A 23,510-nucleotide genomic window follows, 5' to 3' on the forward strand; every position below is an offset into this window, starting at 1 on the left:
CTAATCTACAACCTTTCCAATTCCTCTTGCCCGGTTATCAATCGAGCAAGTTTTGTCAGTTTTGACCGCGGATCTAGAACTGGAGCGACAAGAATATCATCACGAACAAAGAACTGGTCGTTAAGGAAGGAGATTTTGTCATTGTAAAGCGCCTTGTCTTGTGGATCGTTGAGAAACAGGGGTCGGCAGATGGGCAACCCATTAAATATGTTCTCAAACATGGCATCATAGAAAACTTGGAGGAGTCTATACCGCAATTCGATAAAATACTTGCAACTAGGTACAACTGCGCGGTACAAATCTTGTGGTTCCGGTAGCTGACCACCCCGAAATTGCTTAAACCATTCTTCATACATGAAGATTTCTTGGAACTCTTTGCGCCCTTTGCGCATGTAGTGGTTGCGGAACCAGGGTAAAAAAGCTCCCGCAGCAACCCAGCGGATTAGAAGTTCTGGTCCCACCCAGCGTTGCTCATCGTTTTCTTGTTCAAAGCCACCGATATCTTGCCCACAGATCGTAACACCAGTCATACCAAGGGACAAGACTTGGGCTACGTTCATTTTGAGGAAATCCCAGGTAGAAGAATTGTCGCCCGTCCACAACGCAGCAAAACGGTGCGCACCAGTGAAACTACCGCGTCCGACAATGAAGTTACGATCCGTGCGTCGCTGTCCTGGTTTATCCGACTGGTCTGAGTAGACAAGTTTGTTGAGTCCATTGTACGTGGCTTTGTGAAGATTGTACGAATACAAATTCCACACCTTAATAGCCGGCGTCAGTTTAGGAGTTTCTCCTGAAATAGAATCGTCAGTAATCAGCAATCGGAATGGAAAGCCGCGCATATCTCCACGACGGGAACGGATCGCAGGTGTTGTCATGTCTTGCCAAACCATTTCCAGGCCCATATCGAAGAGATATTGATATTGCTTACCCCACCAATCACGTACCTCTTGCCGTCCGAAATCAGGGTAGTGACCGGGGGTACCCATTTCCTGTCCCGTAATTCGGTCATTTCCATAGTAGACTTCCCCGATATAAGGATTGCCTGTATTGGCGTTGTTCTCTGGGTCGTATGCAAAGAAAACACTTCTTTGCCCAGGAGGATCGAAATTCTGATAGCTATACCCCTTATTCAGGTCTTCTGGGTTGTTCATATTGAGATCGCCGAAGAAGCGCTTATCTTTTACAAAGTAGCCCTTATCTAGACCTTCTGTATAAGTTGTGTAGTGGGGTTCGTTGCGGCTAATGATTGGGGTAATGTTTGTGCTGCATTTGACACCCTGGTCTTTTAAATAAGCAAACATCCCTTTGGGATCGGGAAATTTGTTTGTATCAATCGTGAAGGTGTGGTATTTATTCTGTACGTCTACATCCACGTGCAAACCGTCGAGGGGAATTTGGTAGTCGCGATGCTTGCGAACAGTCCATTCTAGAGCGCCCCGATCTTCATATCCATAGCATCCTTGGTGATATCCTAAGGCATAGCGCGGTTTCAACCTTGAGCGTCCGACAATCCCAGTAAAGCTCTCTATTAGCTCAGCTGGATCGTCTGCCATGAAGAAATAATAGTCAAGGTCACCGAAGCGCGTACCGATCATATAGCGGGTGGAGTTGTAAAAGCCAATATCCATCAGGACTTGACCCCGATTGTCAACATATATGCCAGTGACGCAATCTTTTTCAGGAACGCCGTTAAATTCAATGAAGAAGGGTTCAGAGTGATACATCGGTTCCCGTCCATCTAACGGACCATAGTTATAAACCTGACGGTACCGCATGTTATCGAAATTGAAATAGTTTAGTTGCTCGTTATTGCGACACAGTGACTTACCACCTTGTTCACCAAAGCCGATAAACTTAGAGGTTGCCCGATTTTTTACAGATTGGATAATGGCATAGTCCTCATTCCCGTTCGGTGTGTATAGTATGCCAGGTAGTGATGTTTCCCAAACTTTAAAGTTGCTACCGTCAGGTTCACAATTGATCACCTCGATCTTGAATGGATCGTTGGTAACAATCACTTTCATGACAGCTTCATCATTCTCTTGCTTTTTCGTAGTTAGTTCGCAGCCCGTACCTTTGTCTTGGTACGATATGCTGAACTGTTGATCTCCCTGCTGCGCTTCGCTTTTTAGCTGTGTGAACGTGTCCTGGACTAGCGCACGAGTATTGTTATTGGTGTAATCTTTTGCCTGTTTTTTGGGGTTGAAACGAACCCGGAATGTGTCATTTTGAATGAACTGAAGCAGCATTGCACAGATACTGCCATCGCTGTTTTGAAACTCAAGCACCAGCGTTTGTTCTTTGTCGTTAAATTGATGAGAAGAAACTTTTTTTAAAGTTTGCCAGTTTTTGATGTAGTTAAAATATTCTTCGACTGTTACAAACTTGTAAACATCTGATAACGTTGCACCTAACATTAACAAACCTCTCGTGATATTGAATAAATTTCTGTGGGAGACTAGCTCAGGTAAAATTACTGATTGGGTTTGAGTAGATTATGAACTTATCGTTCAGATCTACAGGTGAGCTACAGAAAAAAGGCTTCTGGTGATAGAGAGTACAAGGCTTTTTTACTATACGATGATAGTATATAGCAAATACATACCTATTTTGATGAAGATCTTTCTAGAAGTTACGGATTGACAAAAAATATAAGATATGATATGAGAGTCTAGCGAGCGTCTACCTGTAGGGGCGCAAGGCATTGCGCACTTTACAAGTCCGAACCAAGCATTATCAATAAAGATTTTGCAGTAGCACAGTTTATAAAGCCTCAGCGCTAAAGGAGCGTCAGCACCCCGACCTGAAGGACGGGGCTTCTCCCAAGGGGAGACGCCGGAGGCGAACGTGCCTTAATCTTTAGGGATAGCTGACCCGCTTAAGTGCAAGAGCGCACTACGTTAAAGGGAAGCGTTTAAGCTCCTACCTACAGATGCGCAGCCAGTTTGTAGCTCTAGAACCAAGTGGTTAAACAGGTTTACCGGGTTAAGCCAGTGCTGCTTGGAAAGTACCGCCCTCTAACTTTGGCAAGGCTAACATCACCCCAGCAATGGGAGGCTCTTTTGAGCAAAACCATTATGTGTACAGGCTGAACAATTTGAAACGGTAATTGTCCCGTTGAAAGTACAACACAATAGTACACCGAGTTAAGTAAGCCCAAGGCAGTAGTGGTAAACAAAAAAATATAAAGCCGTCCTACAAGGACGGGGTTTCTACCCATTAATTTTGATGAGAACGAGTCCATAAATGCCGTCTGCCTTTCCCGATAAGATTATTGATTTTGTGCTACAATACTAGGGGATTCATGATTTTGAGCTAGTGTAACCATTGGTTCCAGCAAATATTGAATCATAATTTAAGAGACTTGAGTCTACTCAAGTCTTTGTGGGATACCACCTTTCTTGGTTTCCAAGAATGCCGTATACAGCTTTTTAGCTTGTCTAGAATGTCTGGGTTAAAAATATCAGATAAGACCAAGTGATCCACCTGTTCTTAGAAAACCTGCTATTTTTCATACTTGCCACATTGTTTACTGTGGTTGTAGGCTGGGTAAATCGACACACCAAGCCTATGTATCTTCCTGAACCACTACCAGGGTGGTATAAAATTTGGTTTGGTACCGTACAGGTGGGAGGAATTTTGCTGCCGCTAGTTGTTATGCTGTTGTGGGGTGTCTTATGGGGATACCACAGCGTGTTGACTGTACTGGTTTGGTACTTTGTCATGCTAGGATTACAAATTTTATCAGAAAGTGTGACATTAAAGCAATTTCACTCTGTGACTTGGGTAATGGTTCCTTATGTATATTTGCCTTACCGTATCTGGCAGCTTTATGAGGGATTGAATCTTGTGGGGTATGAACCTGAACTGATATGGGTACGAAATCTATTGTTGTTAGAAATTGTACTGTGGACTGCGAACTATGCCTTAGATGTGTCCCAGTTACCCAGACTATTTCATTGGGAAACACGGAATGATTCTGAATGACCTTTGTACTATGCTAGATATATTCGAGCGATGTTATAAAATCAAAGTAAAAGCTGAAGAACTAAAAAATAAGCCTTGAACAATCCATTGGCAGTTAAAGAAAAATTACTTGCTTCGATTGATTCGATTCAATCTGAGCGTGATGGATCTCCTATTACCGATTTAAAAATAGACAACACTCAAGCCGAAGAAATTGAGCAATTGACTCAAGAACTTGAAGGCGTCAATCCTAATCTTTATCCTTTGAGAGTTGCTCCTTCTTTACTTCAAGGGACTTGGCAACTGCTATACTCAACCGCTAGAGAAATCCGTTCCTTATCAAAATTACCATTAGGTTTAAAGGTAGGTAAAGTTTATCAGGTCATTAATATTGCCGATAATACGTTTTTCAATCTAGCTAATGTTAAACATCCTCTTGGATTAGTATCAGGATACGTCAAGGTAACAGCTACCTTCGAAGCTGCCAAAGAAAATTCTCAGGCTCAACCAGACAAACGGCTCAATGTTTATTTTGACAAACGCTACTTATCGATTGAGAAAATTGCTGGCATTGTCACCCCTCAACTTAACCCATTTAAAGTTCAAAATGCGAACAATCCTCGTGGTAGAGTTGCCACCCTCGATATTACCTACTTGGATGAAACCTTAAGAATTGGGCGTGGAGGGGACGAGAGCTTATTTATCCTTCGTAAATCTGATGATTTACAAAGCAATCCTCCCCCAAATTAAGCCTTAAAAATTGTCTCCGAAGAGCCATGGCTGAATTAATATGAGTCGTCCCGTTCCAAGTAACTTACTACTGTTCAGGATGAACAATTTCAGCTACTAAACCACTGGTCGGTATTTCTCTTAACTCTACAGAAATCCAGCAAGGAAGCGGACACCTAAAAGCTGATTCTCGTAAAATTCGCAATAAATCTTGCTGCAATCTGTTAAGTACTGTTGCAGGTCTACCCACAAACAATGCTACTTCACAATGCAGAAAAGAAGCTTTCTCAATATGATTAGCAATTAACACGGTATCAAAACCTTGCTTTTTACTTTTGATATGTTCCATTTTTACAAATGGGCAAGCCCCCAAGCAATTGTGCAGGCTTGCGAGAACTGCTGATGTATCGAGATAATTTGTAACATTCGTACTGTACTGAAAGGTCAAGTGGGGCATCTGTCCGAAAAAAAACTATTTTTGAACGCTGATATGCAGAAATTGATTTGCTCAGCCCAAACTATATAAATAGATCCAAGTCAAAACAACTTATGCAGTTTTGAGAAACTTGATTTATTGTTTTGCGATCGCCCCCCCCTGCTTCCCCTGCCTGCCTTGCTTTGATTTTAATGCGTTTACCCTGCTCTCCATTAGGCCTGTTACAAGAAACGTACATTAGAAATTTGCGATGCCTTCTCCTATCGGAGACGCTACGCGTAGCTTGCTTAAGCGCAGGGGTACGGGTGAACAGAGCCATCCTGATTGTTACAGAAGGTGGTACTATATGAGCTAGTGTCTTGAGTTGCACAACGATAAAATCGAGCTATACTCGTATATGCGGTATAGGCTAGTACATTGCTGATCAAATACGTTCTTGTAGTGTCAAGACAATGGTTCTGTCAGCAATTAGCTCCTGTTATCAGCAGTATTTACCAGAAAAAACAGTTCACCATTCGACAAAAGTAACAAGGAGTGTCATGGTTTTCGTCAGGAAAAGCGCATGGGCAGCAGGAGGGGATCTTAGCGATCCGATTCTTTTCTGGTACGCCAAGGGAGTAGGTAACTTGAAGCAGCGGGCAATCGCCGATCCCACGAGCTGGCGATTCCTGGCGGCGATACATGGCATTAATACCCAAATATGGAGGAACTACGGCTACCTAATCAATGGTGAACAGCTACCACCACAGTCAGTACAAAGCAGATACTGGAACCAATGCCAGCACCAGAGCTGGTACTTCTTGCCATGGCACCGAGGGTATCTGGCATCACTAGAGGCGATTTTGCGTGATGCTATTATCAAGGCTGGTGGCCCGTCAGATTGGGCTCTACCCTACTGGAACTACAGTGACACGACACAAACCGATGCGCTGGAACTTCCCCCAGCATTTGCCAGTCAGACTATGCCCGACGGGAGCCCTAATCCCCTTTTTGTAGAACAGCGCTATGGAATTGGTTCCTTCCCGATCAAACTACAGCCAGATGATGTGGACGTTACAACTGCCTTGCAAATCACCACATTCAGCTCTCAGAGTAGAGCCGTCCTCGGTTTCGGTGGACCACAAACTAGATTTTCCCATAGTGGTACTACCAATGGTGGCTTAGAGAGCACCCCACACAATATTGTCCATGTGCGTATTGGTGGTCGTCTAATATCCCCGACCGGTACAATCTCGCGCGGCCTAATGACTAACCCAGACACAGCGGCTCTTGATCCTATATTCTGGCTTCATCACGCCAATATTGACCGACTTTGGGAGGTTTGGCTGCGCCGTGACCCCATTCATCAAAATCCTAGGACAAATAATTGGTTGAATGGTCCCCTTGAACGGAAGTTCGTTGTACCGTTGACTGATGGCCAAGCTTGGGAGTATACCCCTTCGGATGTATTGCAGACATCGGGAACGAATCTGAATTACGAGTATGATGACATATCAGATCCGTTAGAAGGTGCTACTGCAATTGGCAACAGACTTCGCACGCTTGGATCACCTTTTGAATCGGCAAGGAGTTCCAATATGGAAAACCAGGAAAGAAGTGTAGACCAGCAAACAAGTGTAGAAATGCTTGGTGCTAACAGTAACAAGATGGCATTAACAGGACGAAGAGCATCGACGCAGGTTGATCTCGACAACACGATGATGAGGAAAGTGGAAAGAAGTTTCACCGCTTTTGAATCTTCTGAGCGCTCAGTAGAACAACAACAACCAGACCGCATCTTCCTAAATATTGAAAATATCCGCAGTGCTGAAGACGGTGCAGTGATTGATGTTTATATCAATCTACCAAGCGGCGCTAACCCAACTGATCATCCCGATCTGCGTGCTGGAACTATCGCCCTGTTCGGCGTGTGCAAGGCATCACAGATCGACCAGCCTCATGGGGGTCTAGGAGTCACTGAAGTGTTGGACATCACCCATATTGTTGACGCACTTCATCTTGCAGGGGGTGCTAACGTGCCACACCTCAAGGTGGAGTTCTTCTCCCGCGATGATCTGACACCCGATGAGAACGTGACGGTGGAAAGGGTGAGCGTCTATCGCGAGCGGCAATAAGGTGGGAAAGTAGTCATGCGGCTAGGCGCATATTTATCGGCTCTTGCGGAACCACCTTTACCAGTGCTGATCACAGTCACCCTTTTTGGTTGGGTGGTGATGTTACAGGAAGGACACGCTCAAGGGATGCCAGAATTTCTCATGGCGATTCAAGGCAACGGGTATAGCCAGAGCAGCCAGGCTCTACATACCCTCCTACATTCTAATTTGCTGGTCATGGTGGGGTGGTCTTGGCTGATTATGTTGGTTGCCATGATGACCCCACTGCTAGCTGATCCGATTCGCCACCTATGGGTACGCAGCTTGCCTCGCCGTCGTTGGCTTGCAGTTGTTTTGTTCCTAGCTGGTTATATCACCATCTGGATGATGGCTGGCGTCGTGTTAATGTTGTTCACGCTCCTGCTTTGGATTTTTAGTTGGTTTCCTACGCTTTTCGTCGCATTGGCACTGGCGATCGCGTGGCAAACAACACCGTGGAAGCAGGCTTGCCTAAACCACTGTCATTGGACACCTCGCCTTTCTCCCTTCGGACTAGCAGCAAATTGGGACTGTCTCCGTTACGGGATGGCTAACGGTTTGTGGTGCGTAGGAGCCTGCTGGGCACTCATGCTCTTACCCTTGGCTACTGTACACGTATACTCGATGCTGATGGTGGCGATCGCAACAGGCTTGATCCTTGTAGTTGAACGGTACCGTCCAGCCCGCCCAGCACGATGGCAGGTTCCTCTTTTAGAGGGGATTCGTCTCAGAACTCATTAGCTGGCGTTGCATAAGACTGAACCCGTGATTGCCGATAAGTGGGAATTTGAATAACAAATTCTGCACCTAAACCAGGTGTAGAGTAACACTCCAATTGACCACCATGCAGTTCTACAACGATTTTGTAACTAATAGATAAACCTAACCCAGTTCCTTTTCCAACATCTTTGGTTGTAAAAAATGGGTCAAATAATTTTGAACGTATTCTATCATCGATTCCCGGCCCGTTATCAATAATACGAATTATAATTTGGTTATTGTTTAATATCTCAGTAAAAATATTAATAGTAGGAATTACTGGTTCATCATTCACAATAAATCCCTGCTTTTCTAGCTTCTCTTCCAAAGCATCAATTGCATTAATGAGTATGTTCATGAAAACCTGATTGAGTTGTCCAGGATAACACTCTATTAACGGTAAATTTCCATAATTCCGAATAACTTGAATACCTTGTGGACATTTGCATGTTGGTTTTAGTCGACTATTTAAAATGACCAGTGTACTCTCTATTCCTTGATGAATATCAGTATTTTTAAACTCAGCTTCATCTAAGCGAGAAAAGTTTCGTAAGGATCCAACAATTTGACAAATTTTTTGTACCCCTGTATCCATTGAATGAAACAGATGTTCTGAATCTTCAACGAGAAAATCAAGCTCAATCTTCTTTATTTCTTTTTGAATAGCTGGAACTGATTCAGGATAATAGTACTGATAAAGTTTTATCAATCTTAGCAAATCTTGAAAATAGTTATTCGCATAAATTAAGTTTCCTGAGATAAAGTTAACAGAATTATTAATTTCGTGAGCAATTCCAGCAACGAGAATTCCTAGCGCCGACATTTTTTCAGATTCAACCAGTTTTGCCTGCAAATTTTTAAGGTTTGTCAGTGCAGTTTCTAGCTCATCACTATGCTTTTGAAGGGCAATTTGCGACTGTTGTAACTCTCTAATTGTCCCTTTTAGAACAGATTCTCTTATCTCACTAGTTTGTTCGAGTTGTTGTAGATTAGTTTGTGCCCGCTCTAGTTTTTTACTCAGAATCCGAATGGTTTTTTCCAACTGTTTGATTTTGCTGTCGTAGTGTGTGGGTTCCATAAGATTCTAGTCTGTTCCTAGAAGCAAAGTGACAAAGGTTTCTTGATGATAATAAGTTGAGCCATGTGGTTCTAGCGGGGAAAATTCTCCGTAAGTATAAAATCCACAAATCGGCACTTCTTCGGAAAGAGCATTTCTGACAAGCTCATACTCCTCTTTCGCTCTAGTACCCAACAGCCAACGACGACAGCAACAAGAGAACAATAAAGCTGCTTTTGGTTCCTTTCCAGGATAGTTTTGTAAAGCTATCTTTAATGAAGTTTCAGATGCAGCAACTACCTCATCCCGACTAATATCTGTAACCCTAACCATTGCTTGCTCCGGAACATCCCCCAAAAAGCTAACACTACCGATTTCTATGTCACAACTATAGGGTACCCGCATATAGTAGCGATCGCTATCTTTTTGATATACAGCTAACGGGTGTTCCATTGTCGGCGGATGTTCCCCCAAATAACGCTGATAAAACTCTATAGCTGGTTTATGATCAATTTCATAAACCACGGTTTCATCAACTTTGGTCACAGTACCCTTGGCTCCAATTGGTTCCCAACCACAAGCAATTCCATGAGAAAATAAGATATCTCCACTAAAGATCAGAATTGGTAAAGCATTTGTGAGAACTTCTGTTCTAAAAAATTGATAGGTTTTTGTAAACCTATACTGATCTCCCGCTGTACCACCAACTATTGGTACATTTGAATTCAAGGCTAGCTTCAGTCCCTTGAGAATCGACTCACCACTGGTAGATAAACCATTTCCTATGTAGCTGGCTGGTAGAGGAATACACAATTTGGCTGCACTACTGCTATTTTCTATTGCATGTTGCACGGCTTGGTAAGCTGCGTCAATAGGGTTTTCACGCACTCCATATCCTACTCCGATATTGATTTCTACAGTATCAGAGCAAAACAGCATTAGCGTTAGAGAGTCTTGTTGAAAACCTACCACAGACGAGATCTCACCATCAGTGGTGCAACCAATCAAATTAAGTCCTGGAAATACTCTGTCAATTTCTTTCAGGATAAGGGTATGCTGAAAATCAATGGCTGCAAATAAAATACCTGCTTTAGGCACCATATCTGCTAAGTCCCTAACAGATTGCTCTAAAACCTCCTCAATAGCAGTTTGAGAATCTGGATCTTCACTATGAGCAACGACAATCTTAAGCATTTTTGCTTCCTTTGCTCAAAATGTTCTTGTAGTTGATAACATTATTGTTCCCAAAATCTCAACAGAGGTTAACTAAGATGTTCCACATCTAGTTTGTGCATTTAGACAAGACAACAAGGGGCATGGGGCATGGGGCATAGGGCATAGGGTTTTAAGTAGGTTGTCCCTACACCCTATTCATTTCTAATATTAGGTGTGGGTTTTGATCATTGTTGTTCTACAGCAGCAATTTCTAGCAAAGTCTTTAACACCGAATCAGGATTGAGACTAATGGAATCAATTCCCTGTTCAACCAAGAATCGTGCAAACTCTGGGTAATCGCTCGGTGCTTGACCACAAATACCTATTTTTCGTCCATGCAATTTCACAGTGGAAATTGCCTTTGCGATCATTCGTTTCACAGCTTGATTACGTTCATCAAACAAATGCGCTACTAACTCGGAATCTCGGTCTAGTCCCAAAGTTAACTGTGTCAAGTCATTAGATCCAATAGAGAAACCGTCAAACACTTGACAAAATTCATCTGCAAGTTGCACGTTGCTGGGTAACTCACACATCACATAAACTTGCAAACCATTTTCTCCTTGCACCAAACCATGTTTCGCCATCTCCGCTACTACGCGAAGACCTTCTTCTGGAGTACGGCAGAATGGAACCATCAAAATAACATTAGTTAAACCCATCTCATCTCGTACCCGCTTCATAGCTTGGCACTCTAGGGCAAAACCTTCACGGTAGCGGTTATCATAGTAACGAGACGCACCCCGCCAACCGATCATTGGGTTTTCTTCTTTGGGTTCAAATTGTTTCCCACCCAATAAGTTAGCATACTCATTGCTCTTAAAGTCACTAAGACGTACAATCACAGGTTTGGGATAAAACGCAGCCGCGATCGTACCAATACCTTGCGCCAATTTATCAACAAAGAATTGTGCTTTATCTTCGTATTGAGGAGTTATTTCGGCAATTTTGTATTTAGCAAGTTCATCTTCTAGCTCATTATAATGTAATAGTGCCAACGGATGTGCTTTAATGTGGTTTGCAATAATAAATTCCATCCGTGCTAACCCTACCCCATCATTGGGAAGTGCACTCAAACCGAATGCTTCTTCCGGGTTGCCCAAATTCATCATAATTTGTGTGCGGGTATGAGGCAATTGTTCTAAGCTCGTATCATGCACCTCAAAAGGTAGTAAACCTGAATAAACTTTACCGGTTTCACCTTCTGCACAAGAAACAGTAATTTCCTGACCTGGTTTGATTGCTGTAGTAGCGTTACCACAACCCACTATTGCTGGAATACCCAATTCTCGTGCAACAATTGCTGAATGACAAGTGCGACCACCAGCATTGGTGACAATAGCACTAGCCTTTTTCATGATTGGTTCCCAGTCTGGATCTGTACGATTAGTTACCAACACGTCTCCTGGTTGGAACTGGTTGATTTGATGTATATCCAGAATTATATTGGCTTTACCTTGCCCAATCATTTCACCTACACTGCGACCAGTGACTAGCACCTCACCCTTTTCTTTTAGCTGGTAGCTACGTAAGACATTTTTTACCTTCTGGGATTGGACTGTTTCTGGACGTGCTTGGACAATAAACAGCTCATCAGTTATGCCGTTTTTTGCCCATTCAATATCCATTGGTGTATAGTCTCCACGTACTTGGGAGTAGTGTTCTTCAATTAAACAAGCCCACTGTGCAAGTTGCAAAATCTCTTCGTCATTAAGGGCAAATGCATTCCGTTCCTCTTGGGAAACAGAAACATTTTTGGTCAATTTAGAACCACCCAAGTCATACACCATCTTAATTTCTTTCGTACCCAAGCGTTTTGCTAAGATTGGGCGGTGTCCTTGTTTGAGAGTAGGTTTGAATACTAAGTACTCATCAGGGTTAACTGCTCCTTGAACCACGTTTTCACCCAAACCGTAGGCAGCAGTAATTAACACAGTATCTTTGAAACCTGTTTCTGTGTCGATGGAAAACAGGACTCCAGAAGATGCTAAGTCAGAACGTACCATTTTTTGTACGCCCACAGATAGGGCAATGTTAAAATGGTCGAAGCCCTTGATTTGACGGTAAGAAATAGCGCGGTCTGTAAAAATTGAAGCAAAGCACTTGTGGCAAGCTTCCAGTACTGCTTGTAAACCGTGAACGTTTAAGTAGGTTTCTTGCTGTCCAGCAAAGCTAGCATCGGGTAAATCTTCGGCTGTAGCGCTGGAACGAACGGCAACATCAGTGTTGTCCCCGTACTCCTCGCACAAAGCTTGGTATGCAGTGGCGATCGCGTCCTGTAAATCTTGAGGAAAAGGAGTTTGAAGCATTAGTAGCCTAGCTTGTTTGCCACACTGCTGTAGATTGTTAACATCGTCAACATCTAAAGAAGCAAAAATTTCTCTTAGTTTTGCTTCTAACCCTGCTGTTTGGATAAAATAGCGGTATGCATAAGCAGTGGTAGCAAACCCTGTAGGGACTTTTATCCCTTTAGGCACAAGCTGCTGAATCATTTCCCCTAAAGAGGCGTTTTTGCCACCCACTAAGGGAATGTCTGCAATTCCAACTTCATCCAATAGCAATACTAAGGCTTGATCTTTGGATCCTTGGTTGGTGGTTTTTTGATTGGCAAATGTTTCTACCATTGACTCGTTTATCCTTTGACATCTGGAGTTGTTTGAGCAGGATGCAGTCCAATAACCGGCTTGTTAGGTCTAACACCTTTAGTTATACAAAGATAATTTGAGGAACTTGTGAGGAAGCACTTGACGCTGTGGTGAAAACCTAGGTAGTTAACTTAGGCTAAAATATTAGTCAAGCAGCTTTCACAAAACTTCGATGACTGCCATTACTATTAACCTGAACAATGTAGTCAACGAATATATAGCAGCAAAAGTTAGGCTGGGTTGGTTAATCGATCGCAAAAATCGTCGCGTGATATCAGCTTGTTAGGCTTAAGAAGGCTCTCAACTCACAAATGGACAACAACCAATTTTATCTTCTAAAAAATGCTCAAAAATAACATCAACGGAAATTAAGGGTTTCAGGAGATGTTTTTTAGGCATGAGTCAAACTACTCCATCAGGCTACTAGATACAGGCTTCTGGTGTCTTCCTCACAAGTTCCTCAGATTTTTCTTTTATATTGAAGTTGGAGCCAATTTCAAGTAGTAATTCTACTTAGGGGGTTGATCGGCTCGAACCTGCAGTTGCAACAAGTCTTAAGAGAGGAAGCTAATATGTCTCTAATTCCTTGGCAACCTTTACGAGAACTCGACCAAATGCGTCAACAAATGAATCGTTTGTTTGACGAGTTAATCCATACTAGGCATAGCGAAAGTTTATTCTCTAAAAAAGAAAACGTTACCTGGATGCCAGCTATTGAACTGGAAGAAACTGATGCCAATATCATTTTCAAAGCAGAAGTTCCAGGGGTAAGTGCAAAAAACCTTGATGTTCAAGTTAGCCAAAATGCAGTTTCAATTGCTGGAGAACATGAGGAGGAAAAACGTACCGAAGATAAAGGCTTTGTCCGTTCTGAGTTTCGTTATGGTAAATTCCAACGGATTGTACCGTTACCTGTATCAGTCAAACAAGATCAAGTCGAGGCTGAATTTAAGAATGGTCTTTTAACTCTAACCTTACCGAAAATACAGGAAGCTAATTCTAACGTGGTTAAAGTTGATTTAACCATACAAGAAAAAGCTCGGGAAGCAATGGCTGAATCGCGCCAACATGAGGAGCATATACAACAGACGATGCATAGTCGTGCAGCAACAGAACTGGAAAAATCTACTAACAGTTATCAGTGAACAGTAAACAGTTATCAAACATTTTTTGGGCTCTAACAACTGATAACTGATCCCGTCATGTTTCGCTCAGTTAAAGAATAGTAGCTTTAATCTTAAGGAGACAAAATTTGTGAATAAGATGATTGAATCAATTCAACAAGTTGTTCAGGGTGTAATTGGTTTTGTATCAGGCGCAGTTGCTAGAATTTTTCGTCCAAGTGATGATGACTATCCAAAAACAGGAGTTCAACCTTTTGAAGGTGATATTTCTGATGAGAAGGAGTCTTGAGTTTTGGAGGAGTGGACGGTCAACCCATGCTTAAGTTATGAGTTCAGGAAAGATTTCTTTCTTGAACTCATAACTTAATTAGTTGGGAGAGGAGTTCGATGAGTACCATTAGGAAAATTAACGATGAATTGGCGATCGCAGGACAAATTACAGCAGAACAATTACAGCAAATTGCTGACGGTTGTTGCTCTACACTGCTGGCTTACGGGTGAATGAATTATGTTCGCTGCGTTGGAAGGATTTATCTCCTAAAAAGCCTGGTGGACAATTGGCTATTTTTGGTAAAGGCGAAAAAACCAGAATCATCCTTTTACCAGAACCCGTGTGGCAAAAGCTCTGTAAACTGAGAAACAATGCTCTATCCTCTGATCCTGTATTTACGTCTAGAGAAAAAGATAGTCTTGGCACATCCCTTGACCAATCCCAGGTAAATCGCATTGTAGCAAAGGCTGCTAAAGCTGCGGGTATTAACAAAAAGGTTTCTCCTCATTGGTTGAGACACGCCCATGCAATCCATTCCCTCTCTAGGGGTGCACCACTGCATTTAGTGCAAAATACTCTTGGTCATAGTTCCATTTCTACCACCAGCAGATACCTTCATGCTCATCACGATGATTCTAGTGCCTTATATTTGAATGTGCTTCCTGATCCGACAAAGCAAAACACTCAACAGTCAACAGATGGGAACCAACACAAACCGCAGAAACAAAAACAGAACCGTACAAAAGTAGAAAAGAACACTTCGTTTCTCAAATGCCCTAACTGTAAATCAAAAGAACTTCAACAATACGGTTTTCAAATCTTAGCCGATGGCTTAAACCATAAGCGTTTTCGTTGTGTTACCTGCGATTACGTGTTTACACCCCTTTTATCAATTCCAACTTAATGATTCTAGTTAAACAAAGTCAAATTTTGGAATTAGACGCTTGAAGCCATAAATCAAACGTCCTTTTAGACCTGCTTTAACGATATGAGTAGGTTTACTCACGGGTAGTTTGATTAGCAGATCTCGTGCCAAGGATTCCTTGTTGCCTGGACCTCGCAATCGAAACTGAGTTGACTGCATTGCACCGTATACGATCCGCAGCCAGATATGGGGGTGCGAAAAAAAGTACTCCCATAGTGGCGGCTCGCACCCTATCAAAGCAGCCAGATCATTCATGTACCGAGGATAATCCACCAAGCTACGTAATCGATGGGCATTATGCTCAAACTGTTCTAAATAGATAGCTCGATCAACACAGGTAACTCGCTCCATTTCTGCGGGAGTAGGAAGTGTTCGTTCTCCCGTGCAAATCATCGCAAACAAACGCGCCTGCATTTCCATAATGGGAAACTGGCTGCCGAAATTAGGACGTGCTGAACCAATCCATACGATCCTGTCTCGATACTTTAGATGGAACATATGTTTATATAGACTACGGGGGTCAGTTGCCCGGAGATTCTCTGGAAGGAAAGACACGTAGTTTTTATAGCCAGTAGAAAAGACTACAGCATCAATGTTTTGTAGGCATTCCCCCTCTGCAGTTTGTAATGTCTTCCCTCCGTCTGCCACTTTTACTATCTCACCAACAACTTTACAACTGTGATGCACAATTGCTTTGGGCAGGGAGAAAGTTTTGGTTCCATAAATTCCCCAAACGCCCTTTTTAGCCTTAATCTTCTTATTAAGTTCAACTACTGCATTATGAACTGGATCTTTCTGGCTTAACTCAGCTTTATAAATAGCTTGGCTTAAAGTTGCTCCGTAATCACGAGGAAGACCCCACACTCCTCGATGGGTAGAAATATCTGCGGCGTATACACCTCTATTTCGAGGAGCCACCCAGCCTGTTGAGTTACGCAAGCTGACCCAAGTTTTATTTGCTACGCGGGATACTTCTAAGGCTATATCAGAACCAGACTCTCCCCCTCCAACTAATAAAACATTTTTGCCGACAAATTTATCAGCATTACGATACTCTTTTGAATGAGAGTACTCAATGTCAGTTAATAAATCCTTCCAATCTGGATAATCAGGGACAGTATTGTTCCCAATTGCTAGTGCTACTCGTTTTGAGTATAAAGTCTCTCCAGATGCTAGCTGAACTTGCCAGCCCTCACTAATTTCTGATGCTACTGAGACTACTTCAGAGTTAAAACGAATGTGTTTGAGAACACCAAAATATTCCGCATATCTCTTCCAATAATCAAGTGCTTCCTCTTTAGTCCAGAACTTGTGCTGATTTCCATCGCCAATCCAGAAGTCTGAAAACATACTAAATGTAGCAGAGGAAGTTAACACCAAATTATCGTAAGTATTGGTAAAAACACCACCAATACGAGACGATTGCTCTAAACAGACAATATCGCGTACTCCTTGTTCGAGTAGTTCTTTTGTGCAAACTAGACCACCAGGTCCTGCGCCAATCACAATGCAATCAATCATAAAAAGTTCCACCTCTAATCCCGATTAAACTTGAAGTGATAAATCACCTATTTCAAAGTGCGGTTCCAGCAAAAAAAACTTGTGTTTACTGAGAATAGACCTCTTGCAAAATTCAGTTAAGCACATTCAATTTTGGAGAAACAAAGCTCATAGTTGTATAAACCAACTATGAGATTAAATCTCAAACAAAATCTTTTTTGACGATAGAGATAATGGTCAAATAAAGTTTTAAATATTTTTATTTTTGGATTGATGTGTTCACCCAAAACTCAGGTTTTCGGTAATTCTTGATTGCTCTTTTTATCTAAACAAGTTAGTTCACCACCTGTGGACTTCTTTTTCGTTATTCGGCTATTGACATGAAATTTATGAATTGCTAACCTACTTGTCCCACACACATAAGGCTTTTGCAAGAGGTCTAATGTAGCAACTTAATTGATAATTAGAAACTGACTTGCAAAATCATGTTACTTGCTATGATACGAGGTACTCGAATCTTCTCTTGTGTGTGCGGTATTGTTTGAAATAAAGTGACTAATTTGATGGAATAACATATCCTACCATAAGGATTTTTAGAAATCAGATCAATTCATTTTCAAAAATTGACTTACCCTTATACACCTGCCTAAAGAATTTAATTTTATATTAGAGCGTATCAATGAATTTGTCTAGTAAAAATTCAGCTTAACCCGCATTTCTTAATAGCTAAGTAGTACATATGCTTGATCATTAGGTCGAAACGAAGCTGATAATAAGATGTAGGTGTGTAATTGCTGTATTCATTGACATTTAAGTATATCGCTTTTTCGTCCTGGCACTGTTTTAATATAATGAGCATTTACAAGCTTGATTTCAAACTGTTTGGTCTCTAGTATTTGAAACAGTGGTATTCAATAAACTCCTGTCGATTCCATTGCTACGGTTATAATTCCACATTACCAAATTTCTGACACCCTACGAAGATTTCAAAGTAAAAGCAGAGTTTATAAAAGGTATATAAAATACTTTTCAATGTCAAAATTACTGGGATTTTTTAAAATGAATAATATCCACAAACTTATGATTTCTTCCCTAGGATAGGTGCTATCTCTGGGAATAGTAATTTTTACACTATTTTGCTAGCTTTTGACCCTTCTTTTCTGCAATCTTGTGAGAAATACGGGTCTAGTTGCACGTGACCCGAGTTCAATGTTGCCTATCGATCTATTTCCTTGTGAAGACGGCATTGGTCACAAGTTAAGGTTATTCATTATTTGTCAATAAGCAATTGTGCTTACAATTGTGTCAAAAAAAAATGGGATTGGAAACCCCTTTTCTGAGTTAGCGATGCGGAAACCGCCTGCACTCTAACGCCTAATTTTGATACCGATAATTCATTCTTGCCCTAGAATATCAGTATGTAAACTAATTTGATACTTTTTTGCTTTCTAACATTTCAGTATAATCTCTAATTGACAAAAATAATATGATTTTTTAACAAATGGGATACTCCTGGTAATAAGTGGATTCTCTGTAGCAGATGTGTTTCGTTTAACAAAATTTGGGAACACTAAATCCAGAAAATTTGATTTGAAGAGATAGTGGGATGATGAGTTCCGTAAATGTTGCCGGATATCACCTGAGAGAACAGCTTTATAATGGTCAAAGAACAGTGGTTTATCGTGGAGTTAGGAAGACTGACTCATTATCTGTAGTTATTAAACTTTTGAAGAATCCTTATCCGAGTTTTAGTGAAGTAACACAATTTCGTAATCAATACATCATTGTCAAGAATCTCAATTATCCTGGAATCATTCAAACTTATAGCTTGGAAGACTACCAAAACGGGTATGCGTTAGTGATGGAAGACTTTGGGGGAATTTCTCTCAAGGATTATTTCGCCAGCAAGAATGATGCCACATCTCTACGTGAATTTTTACAAATTGCGATCGCGTTAAGCAATACATTAGATTTTCTGATTATTAATAAAATAATTCATAAGGATATTAAATCTGGAAATATTTTAATTAACCCAGAAACTAAACAAGTAAAATTAATAGACTTTAGTATAGCTTCCCTGCTGCCACGGGAAACTCAAACCCTAATTAGTCCCAATATATTAGAAGGGACACTTGCTTATATTTCCCCAGAACAAACAGGCAGAATGAATCGCGGGATTGACTATCGCACAGATTTTTATTCTTTGGGTGTAACTTTTTACGAATTATTGACAAAAGGATTACCATTTCAGTCAGAGGATGCAATGGAGTTGGTACATTGTCACATTGCGAAAACAGCACCATTGGTACATGAAGTTAATCCAGCCGTTCCATTTGTCATATCAAAAATTGTTAGCAAACTCATGGCAAAAAACGCGTCAGACCGCTATCAAAGCGCACTGGGGCTGAAACATGATTTAGAAAAGTGCTTGGTTGACCTTAAGGAAACAGGGAAAATAGAAGATTTCCCAATTGCTCAACGAGATGTGTGCGATCGCTTCATCATACCAGATAAACTTTACGGACGAGAAGCCAAAGTAGAAATTCTACTACAAGCATTCGAAAGAGTTAGCCTGGGTGCAACTGAAATGATTCTGGTAGCAGGTTTTTCCGGTATTGGAAAAACAGCAGTTGTCAATGAAATCCATAAGCCTATTGTTCGGCAACGGGGCTACTTTATCAAAGGTAAGTACGATCAGTTTGGGCGTAATATTCCATTTTCTGCTTTTGTACAAGCGTTTCGTGACTTGATGAGACAACTCCTCAGTGAGAGCGATGCTCAACTAGCAGCATGGCAAGCCAAAATTCTGACGGCAGTGGGCGAAAATGGACAAGTAATTATGGATGTAATTCCTGAACTAGAAAGGATTATCGGGGAACAGCCGTCACCACAGGAAATTTCCAGTAGCGCTGCCCAAAATCGCTTCAACTTACTATTTCAGAAATTCATTCAGGTATTCTCAACCCCTGAGCATCCCCTAGTGATGTTCCTGGACGACTTGCAATGGGCAGATTCGGCTTCCCTAAACTTGCTGAAAGTACTGATGACGGAAGCAAGTTCAGGATATTTACTCATTCTAGGTGCCTATCGAGATCATGAAGTGTCTCCCGCTCATCCCCTAATGCTGACTCTCTCACAGATTTATAAAAGCCAAGCTACGGTCGATACGATGACTCTGGAACCCTTAGAGGAAATGACGATCAATCAATTGGTTGCAGACACCCTCAGTTGTACCAAAGAACTAGCTCGTCCACTGACGCAATGGGTGTATCGGAAAACCAAAGGGAATCCCTTTTTCACGACTCAATTTCTCAAAGCTCTGCATGAAGAGTGTTGGATTCAGTTTCAGCCAGAACTAGGTTACTGGCAATGTGACATGGTTTCAGTGCGGCAGTTAGCATTGTCCGATGATGTCCTTGAATTCATCCCACATTCCGCACTTCAATTTGAAATACGGATGAGTTACAAAATAGATAAAAGTAAGAAAGTCAGGATAATTAACAAAAGAATAACGAACTGATTTTCTTTTCAAGAAAAATAATTAAACATAAAATATTTAACTGATAAAATAGGTTGTATAGGCACTATAAATTTGAGGAACAATAACTATTCCTTCGGATAGTGATAAATTGTTATCTAATATACAGACGTTGTTTAGATTAAGAAAGTAAATAATATTTCCGGCAAGATGAAGGCAGATTATTTAAAGTAAAGTTTCGCTCCTCTGTTAAATTAATAATTTGATGAACACCATTTAAAGTCAAAATATGAATTCCTTGAAAGCATTGAAATACCCATCTTAATGTAGGGGTGAGTGTTAATTTTCCTAGTTGATTTTTGATTCCCACTTTGGCTCTTTTTAAGCTATTTCTAAGTTCTCTTTGACCAAGATTATAAACTAACAAACACAGAGCCATTAAAAATAACATCGTCTCTATTCTTTCAGGATTCTCTACAAAGAAGCTATCAGCAAAAAATAAAGGATCTTTGAGAAACCTAAATCCTCTTTCACAAGACTGTTGATTTTTATAATTTGTGATAATTTCTTCTGGCTCTAACTTCTTCTCGTCAACTAAATTAGTTGCTAAAATAAATCTTCCGGCTTCTTTTCTTTGTATTTCTATCTCTTCTGATTTTTCATAAACCACTCCTTCTATTTTATAAATAGTCTCCTCAGCTTTTGATACACTTTCAACAACTTTAACTTCTTTGACTTCAAACATCTTCAGAGTTTTATTAATTCCTTTTAGTTTATATCGAGCTTGTTCTGGAGTTTCAAAATCTTCTTTTTTTATTTCCTTGAGCAATTTTTCAGCTTTATCTTTTTCTTTCTTTAGTTTTTTCTCTAGCTTTTCTAAATCACTCTCTCTTCTTTTTTGACTTTCTACTATTAGCCAAATTTGTTTAATTCCACCGTAAGTTACTATTTCTTCTTTCCACTTGTATCCTTCTAAATTTAGGGCTGCTCTTTTTTTTCTTTCTTCTGAAGTTATCTCTATATCTTCTATCTCTACTGATTGGACTAATTCCTTAGCTCTTTTTATTGTCATCGGTACTCTACTTATCCATTTTAGATGCTCGATTAATTGGATATTTTCTTGACTATATAATGCACTATCGCAGACCATAATATTGTCAAAATTTATTTGCTTTTTAAACTCAACCAATATTTTTCCGAATACGGCTTTATCCGCTTCGTTTCCATCTCCTACTCTCATTAATAATGGTATATCTCCATCACTACTTGTTATTAAATCTAAAACACATTGTTTTAAATCAGGTCTATGATCTCGAGAATATCCTTTGGTTATAATTATTGGTCTCTCTCTAGTTATTTCTTCCTCTTTATCATTATTCTCTTCACTTTTATATTTTCCATGTAGATGAAATGATGTAGCATCTAAATGGGAATATTTTGTCTCTATCTTAAATTTTTTTATCACAAATAATACAATTTCTACAAATAGATTGTTTAATCCGTGTTGATATAATTTTTCCATGACTCTTCCTATTTTATCGTCATTTATATAATCTCTTTTTACTCCTTCTCCCAACAAAATTTCGATTGCTTTATCTTCAAAAAACTGACTAAACAAATACATAGGTCTTGCTACAAAGCCTAATCCATTTATTAGAACAGATTTGACTATTATTCCTGCTGATATTTTCTCTCGAGAATCTATTCCTAATTTTGAGTTTATTGTTTCAACTATTCCGATTTCATCAATTAGCCCAGCAACTATCCCTAAATGATCAATATTTTTAATTTCTGCTTTTGACGTTGGAGACATTTTTTTACCTCTAACATATTTTTTAGTTTTTTTGATTGTCTCACAAGTCCTGTCCAAGTAAGTTGACACAATAAAAGAGAATTCAGAACTCAGAATACACCGCCCATAAAGGGATGGTGTTTTAAGAAAAGTTTCAACTCCGACCCACTTCCACTCTTGGACGAGGTTTTTACCTATACTCATCACCCACTCGCACAGAATTCCCAAGCTCAATTCTGACGGATGTGTTCTGAGTTCTTCTTCATAAAGCGATGTCTATTTAGCTTTCTAAAAAGCTTGAAACTAACAACTTCTTGACTTTTCCTGTTATCTTTTCATCCCGTGCGATTGCCCTTTGGGCAGTGGGCTTAAGCCCAATCGCTTACTATAATCCCAGTCCCAAAGTCCTATTGTCTTGTCGATTATTCTCATTAAAGGTTGCTTGTTGATAATTGTCCTATACTCTAAAACCCTTATCATTTCTAGGTTTCACGACTTAACGGGAAAAGTCAGGCTTTAGCGATCTCGCTGTGCCAGTTGCGTCCTTCATACAATACAAATGTACTAAAATGAGCGCGATCGCCTCTGCCAGTTGCGTAAGTCCTGCTCATGTTAGCGGTTGCTTGCCCTGGGATTGTCTATACTCCAAAACCCATATCAGTTCTATGTTTCACCACTTAGCGCCATCCCGAAGAAGTATTTATCGCCTCTTTATCAGCTTTATTTTCACACAACCGCTTCATGCCGACTTACTTAGGCTTTGCTGAGTATTTTTATTTACTCGTGTCAAACAGTTATTATATATTACTTTGCAATACATTTTGAAGTGCGGAATGTGGGATTCATGAATTTGCAGCTTGTGAAACTTCCGGTGGAGACGCAGGAGGTTTTGAAACTTGCAGCTTGTATTGGCAACCAATTCGATTTGAAAACGTTAGTCACTGTCTCTGGAAAATCATCTATTGACACGGCGACCGATCTATGGAGGGCGTTACAGGAAGGGTTGATTCTCCCCATTAGTGAAACTTACAAGTTCTTCCAATCGAATGAGCTAGACAACATTGATAGCAGTGGTGAGATTGCCGTTCCTTATAAATTCTTGCACGATCGCGTCCAGCAAGCAGCTTATTCTCTTATTCCTGAAGAGCAAAAGCAAACTACTCATTTCCAAATCGGACAACTTTTATTGAAGGAAACAAGTTTAGCAGAAAGACAGGAAAAACTATTTGAAATTGTTGCTCAGTTGAATATTGGCAAAGGACTGATTAGCGAGCAACAAGAGCGAGATACCCTAGCGCAGTTGAACTGGGAAGCAGGGGAAAAAGCTAAAGCTGCTACAGCTTACACCACAGCCCTTGATTTTTTTAGTGTAGGCATCGATCTTTTATCTGTAACCGGTTGGGAACGTCAGTATGAATTAAGTCTGGCACTATACAGTTCGGCTGCAGAAGTAGCTTATCTCGGTGGCGACTTCGAGC

The 23,510-nt window shown here is 40.7% G+C and carries 16 protein-coding genes and 2 pseudogenes; 10 read left to right on the forward strand and 8 right to left on the reverse strand.

Annotated features, from left to right (window positions below; translation table 11 throughout):
- Positions 1-5: 5 nt before the first annotated feature.
- Positions 6-2,420 (reverse strand): TIM-barrel domain-containing protein, encoded by a 2,415-nt coding sequence (locus G4P69_RS18945; protein WP_243902988.1) that lies wholly within the window; start codon positions 2,418-2,420, stop codon positions 6-8.
- A 1,060-nt stretch (positions 2,421-3,480) separates the two neighbouring features.
- On the opposite strand from G4P69_RS18945, the gene G4P69_RS18950 reads away from it, so the two are divergent.
- Together G4P69_RS18950 and G4P69_RS18955 are read left to right on the forward strand one after the other, a co-directional pair.
- Positions 3,481-3,990 carry a hypothetical protein gene (locus G4P69_RS18950; RefSeq protein WP_208350847.1) on the forward strand — a complete coding sequence of 170 codons (510 nt, stop codon included), beginning with the start codon at positions 3,481-3,483 and terminating at the stop codon, positions 3,988-3,990.
- 75 nt (positions 3,991-4,065) lie between these two features.
- Entirely contained in the window at positions 4,066-4,719 is a 654-nt protein-coding gene (locus tag G4P69_RS18955; RefSeq protein WP_208345788.1) for a PAP/fibrillin family protein, read from the forward strand.
- A gap of 67 nt (positions 4,720-4,786) precedes the next feature.
- Here the strand turns inward: G4P69_RS18955 and G4P69_RS18960 are convergent, their stop codons facing one another.
- Positions 4,787-5,155, reverse strand: a complete 369-nt coding sequence (locus G4P69_RS18960; protein WP_208345786.1) for a tautomerase family protein — start codon at positions 5,153-5,155, stop codon at positions 4,787-4,789.
- A gap of 431 nt (positions 5,156-5,586) precedes the next feature.
- Between G4P69_RS18960 and G4P69_RS18965 the strand changes: the two genes are divergently transcribed.
- Positions 5,587-7,248 (forward strand): tyrosinase family protein, encoded by a 1,662-nt coding sequence (locus G4P69_RS18965; RefSeq protein WP_208350849.1) that lies wholly within the window; start codon positions 5,587-5,589, stop codon positions 7,246-7,248.
- Positions 7,249-7,263: 15 nt separating this feature from the next.
- Complete coding sequence (locus tag G4P69_RS18970) at positions 7,264-8,007, forward strand: copper chaperone (RefSeq protein ID WP_208350851.1); 744 nt, start codon at positions 7,264-7,266, stop codon at positions 8,005-8,007.
- Here G4P69_RS18970 and G4P69_RS18975 read toward each other — a convergent pair.
- The 3 genes from G4P69_RS18975 to ppsA all read right to left on the reverse strand — a co-directional run bounded on the left by G4P69_RS18975 (position 7,994) and on the right by ppsA (position 12,921).
- Positions 7,994-9,103: a sensor histidine kinase gene (locus tag G4P69_RS18975; protein ID WP_208350853.1), complete on the reverse strand. Its 1,110-nt coding sequence runs from the start codon at positions 9,101-9,103 to the stop codon at positions 7,994-7,996. The genes G4P69_RS18970 and G4P69_RS18975 overlap by 14 nt on opposite strands.
- A gap of 6 nt (positions 9,104-9,109) precedes the next feature.
- Positions 9,110-10,276: an FIST signal transduction protein gene (locus G4P69_RS18980; RefSeq protein WP_208350855.1), complete on the reverse strand. Its 1,167-nt coding sequence runs from the start codon at positions 10,274-10,276 to the stop codon at positions 9,110-9,112.
- A gap of 206 nt (positions 10,277-10,482) precedes the next feature.
- Positions 10,483-12,921 (reverse strand): phosphoenolpyruvate synthase, encoded by a 2,439-nt coding sequence (gene ppsA, locus G4P69_RS18985; protein WP_208350857.1) that lies wholly within the window; start codon positions 12,919-12,921, stop codon positions 10,483-10,485.
- 193 nt (positions 12,922-13,114) lie between these two features.
- Here ppsA and G4P69_RS39320 point away from each other — a divergent pair, with 193 nt between their 5' ends.
- From G4P69_RS39320 to G4P69_RS19000, 4 genes are all read left to right on the forward strand, one after another.
- Positions 13,115-13,228: a Uma2 family endonuclease gene (locus tag G4P69_RS39320; protein WP_243902989.1), complete on the forward strand. Its 114-nt coding sequence runs from the start codon at positions 13,115-13,117 to the stop codon at positions 13,226-13,228.
- 286 nt (positions 13,229-13,514) lie between these two features.
- Positions 13,515-14,087 (forward strand): Hsp20/alpha crystallin family protein, encoded by a 573-nt coding sequence (locus G4P69_RS18990; protein WP_208350859.1) that lies wholly within the window; start codon positions 13,515-13,517, stop codon positions 14,085-14,087.
- Positions 14,088-14,196: 109 nt separating this feature from the next.
- Entirely contained in the window at positions 14,197-14,355 is a 159-nt protein-coding gene (locus tag G4P69_RS18995) for a hypothetical protein (RefSeq protein ID WP_208350867.1), read from the forward strand.
- Between the two features lie 208 nt (positions 14,356-14,563).
- Positions 14,564-15,241 carry a tyrosine-type recombinase/integrase gene (locus G4P69_RS19000; RefSeq protein WP_310834385.1) on the forward strand — a complete coding sequence of 226 codons (678 nt, stop codon included), beginning with the start codon at positions 14,564-14,566 and terminating at the stop codon, positions 15,239-15,241.
- A gap of 9 nt (positions 15,242-15,250) precedes the next feature.
- Here G4P69_RS19000 and G4P69_RS19005 read toward each other — a convergent pair whose 3' ends face one another.
- The gene (locus tag G4P69_RS19005; protein WP_208345185.1) at positions 15,251-16,783 is read right to left on the reverse strand and encodes a flavin-containing monooxygenase; all 1,533 of its coding nucleotides are present in this window, start codon (positions 16,781-16,783) and stop codon (positions 15,251-15,253) included.
- Positions 16,784-17,484: 701 nt separating this feature from the next.
- Positions 17,485-17,718 (reverse strand): annotated as a pseudogene (locus tag G4P69_RS39325) (IS110 family transposase); the annotation flags it as partial.
- A 650-nt stretch (positions 17,719-18,368) separates the two neighbouring features.
- Between G4P69_RS39325 and G4P69_RS19010 the strand changes: the two are divergent.
- Positions 18,369-20,213, forward strand: a pseudogene (locus G4P69_RS19010) (ATP-binding protein); the annotation flags it as partial.
- A 208-nt stretch (positions 20,214-20,421) separates the two neighbouring features.
- On the opposite strand, the gene G4P69_RS19015 reads toward G4P69_RS19010, so the two are convergent.
- Positions 20,422-22,053, reverse strand: a complete 1,632-nt coding sequence (locus tag G4P69_RS19015; RefSeq protein WP_208350864.1) for an IS1634 family transposase — start codon at positions 22,051-22,053, stop codon at positions 20,422-20,424.
- An 823-nt stretch (positions 22,054-22,876) separates the two neighbouring features.
- On the opposite strand from G4P69_RS19015, the gene G4P69_RS19020 reads away from it, so the two are divergent.
- Positions 22,877-23,510 (forward strand): ATP-binding protein (locus G4P69_RS19020; RefSeq protein ID WP_390692569.1); only part of this gene is annotated, 634 nt, incomplete at its 3' end.

The organism is Aetokthonos hydrillicola CCALA 1050 (genome assembly GCF_017591665.1).
GTDB classification, from domain to species: domain Bacteria; phylum Cyanobacteriota; class Cyanobacteriia; order Cyanobacteriales; family Nostocaceae; genus Aetokthonos; species Aetokthonos hydrillicola.

Excerpts from the sequence above, each read along its gene's own strand:
- G4P69_RS19015 (WP_208350864.1), bottom strand. The coding sequence starts at position 22,053 with ATGTCTCCAACGTCAAAAGCAGAAATTAAAAATATTGATCATTTAGGG.
- G4P69_RS18975 (WP_208350853.1), bottom strand. The coding sequence starts at position 9,103 with ATGGAACCCACACACTACGACAGCAAAATCAAACAGTTGGAAAAAACC.
- G4P69_RS19005 (WP_208345185.1), bottom strand. The coding sequence starts at position 16,783 with ATGATTGATTGCATTGTGATTGGCGCAGGACCTGGTGGTCTAGTTTGC.
- G4P69_RS18990 (WP_208350859.1), top strand. The coding sequence starts at position 13,515 with ATGTCTCTAATTCCTTGGCAACCTTTACGAGAACTCGACCAAATGCGT.
- G4P69_RS18965 (WP_208350849.1), top strand. The coding sequence starts at position 5,587 with ATGGTTCTGTCAGCAATTAGCTCCTGTTATCAGCAGTATTTACCAGAA.
- G4P69_RS18945 (WP_243902988.1), bottom strand. The coding sequence starts at position 2,420 with ATGTTAGGTGCAACGTTATCAGATGTTTACAAGTTTGTAACAGTCGAA.
- G4P69_RS18960 (WP_208345786.1), bottom strand. The coding sequence starts at position 5,155 with ATGCCCCACTTGACCTTTCAGTACAGTACGAATGTTACAAATTATCTC.
- G4P69_RS39320 (WP_243902989.1), top strand. The coding sequence starts at position 13,115 with ATGACTGCCATTACTATTAACCTGAACAATGTAGTCAACGAATATATA.
- G4P69_RS18970 (WP_208350851.1), top strand. The coding sequence starts at position 7,264 with ATGCGGCTAGGCGCATATTTATCGGCTCTTGCGGAACCACCTTTACCA.
- G4P69_RS18980 (WP_208350855.1), bottom strand. The coding sequence starts at position 10,276 with ATGCTTAAGATTGTCGTTGCTCATAGTGAAGATCCAGATTCTCAAACT.
- ppsA (WP_208350857.1), bottom strand. The coding sequence starts at position 12,921 with ATGGTAGAAACATTTGCCAATCAAAAAACCACCAACCAAGGATCCAAA.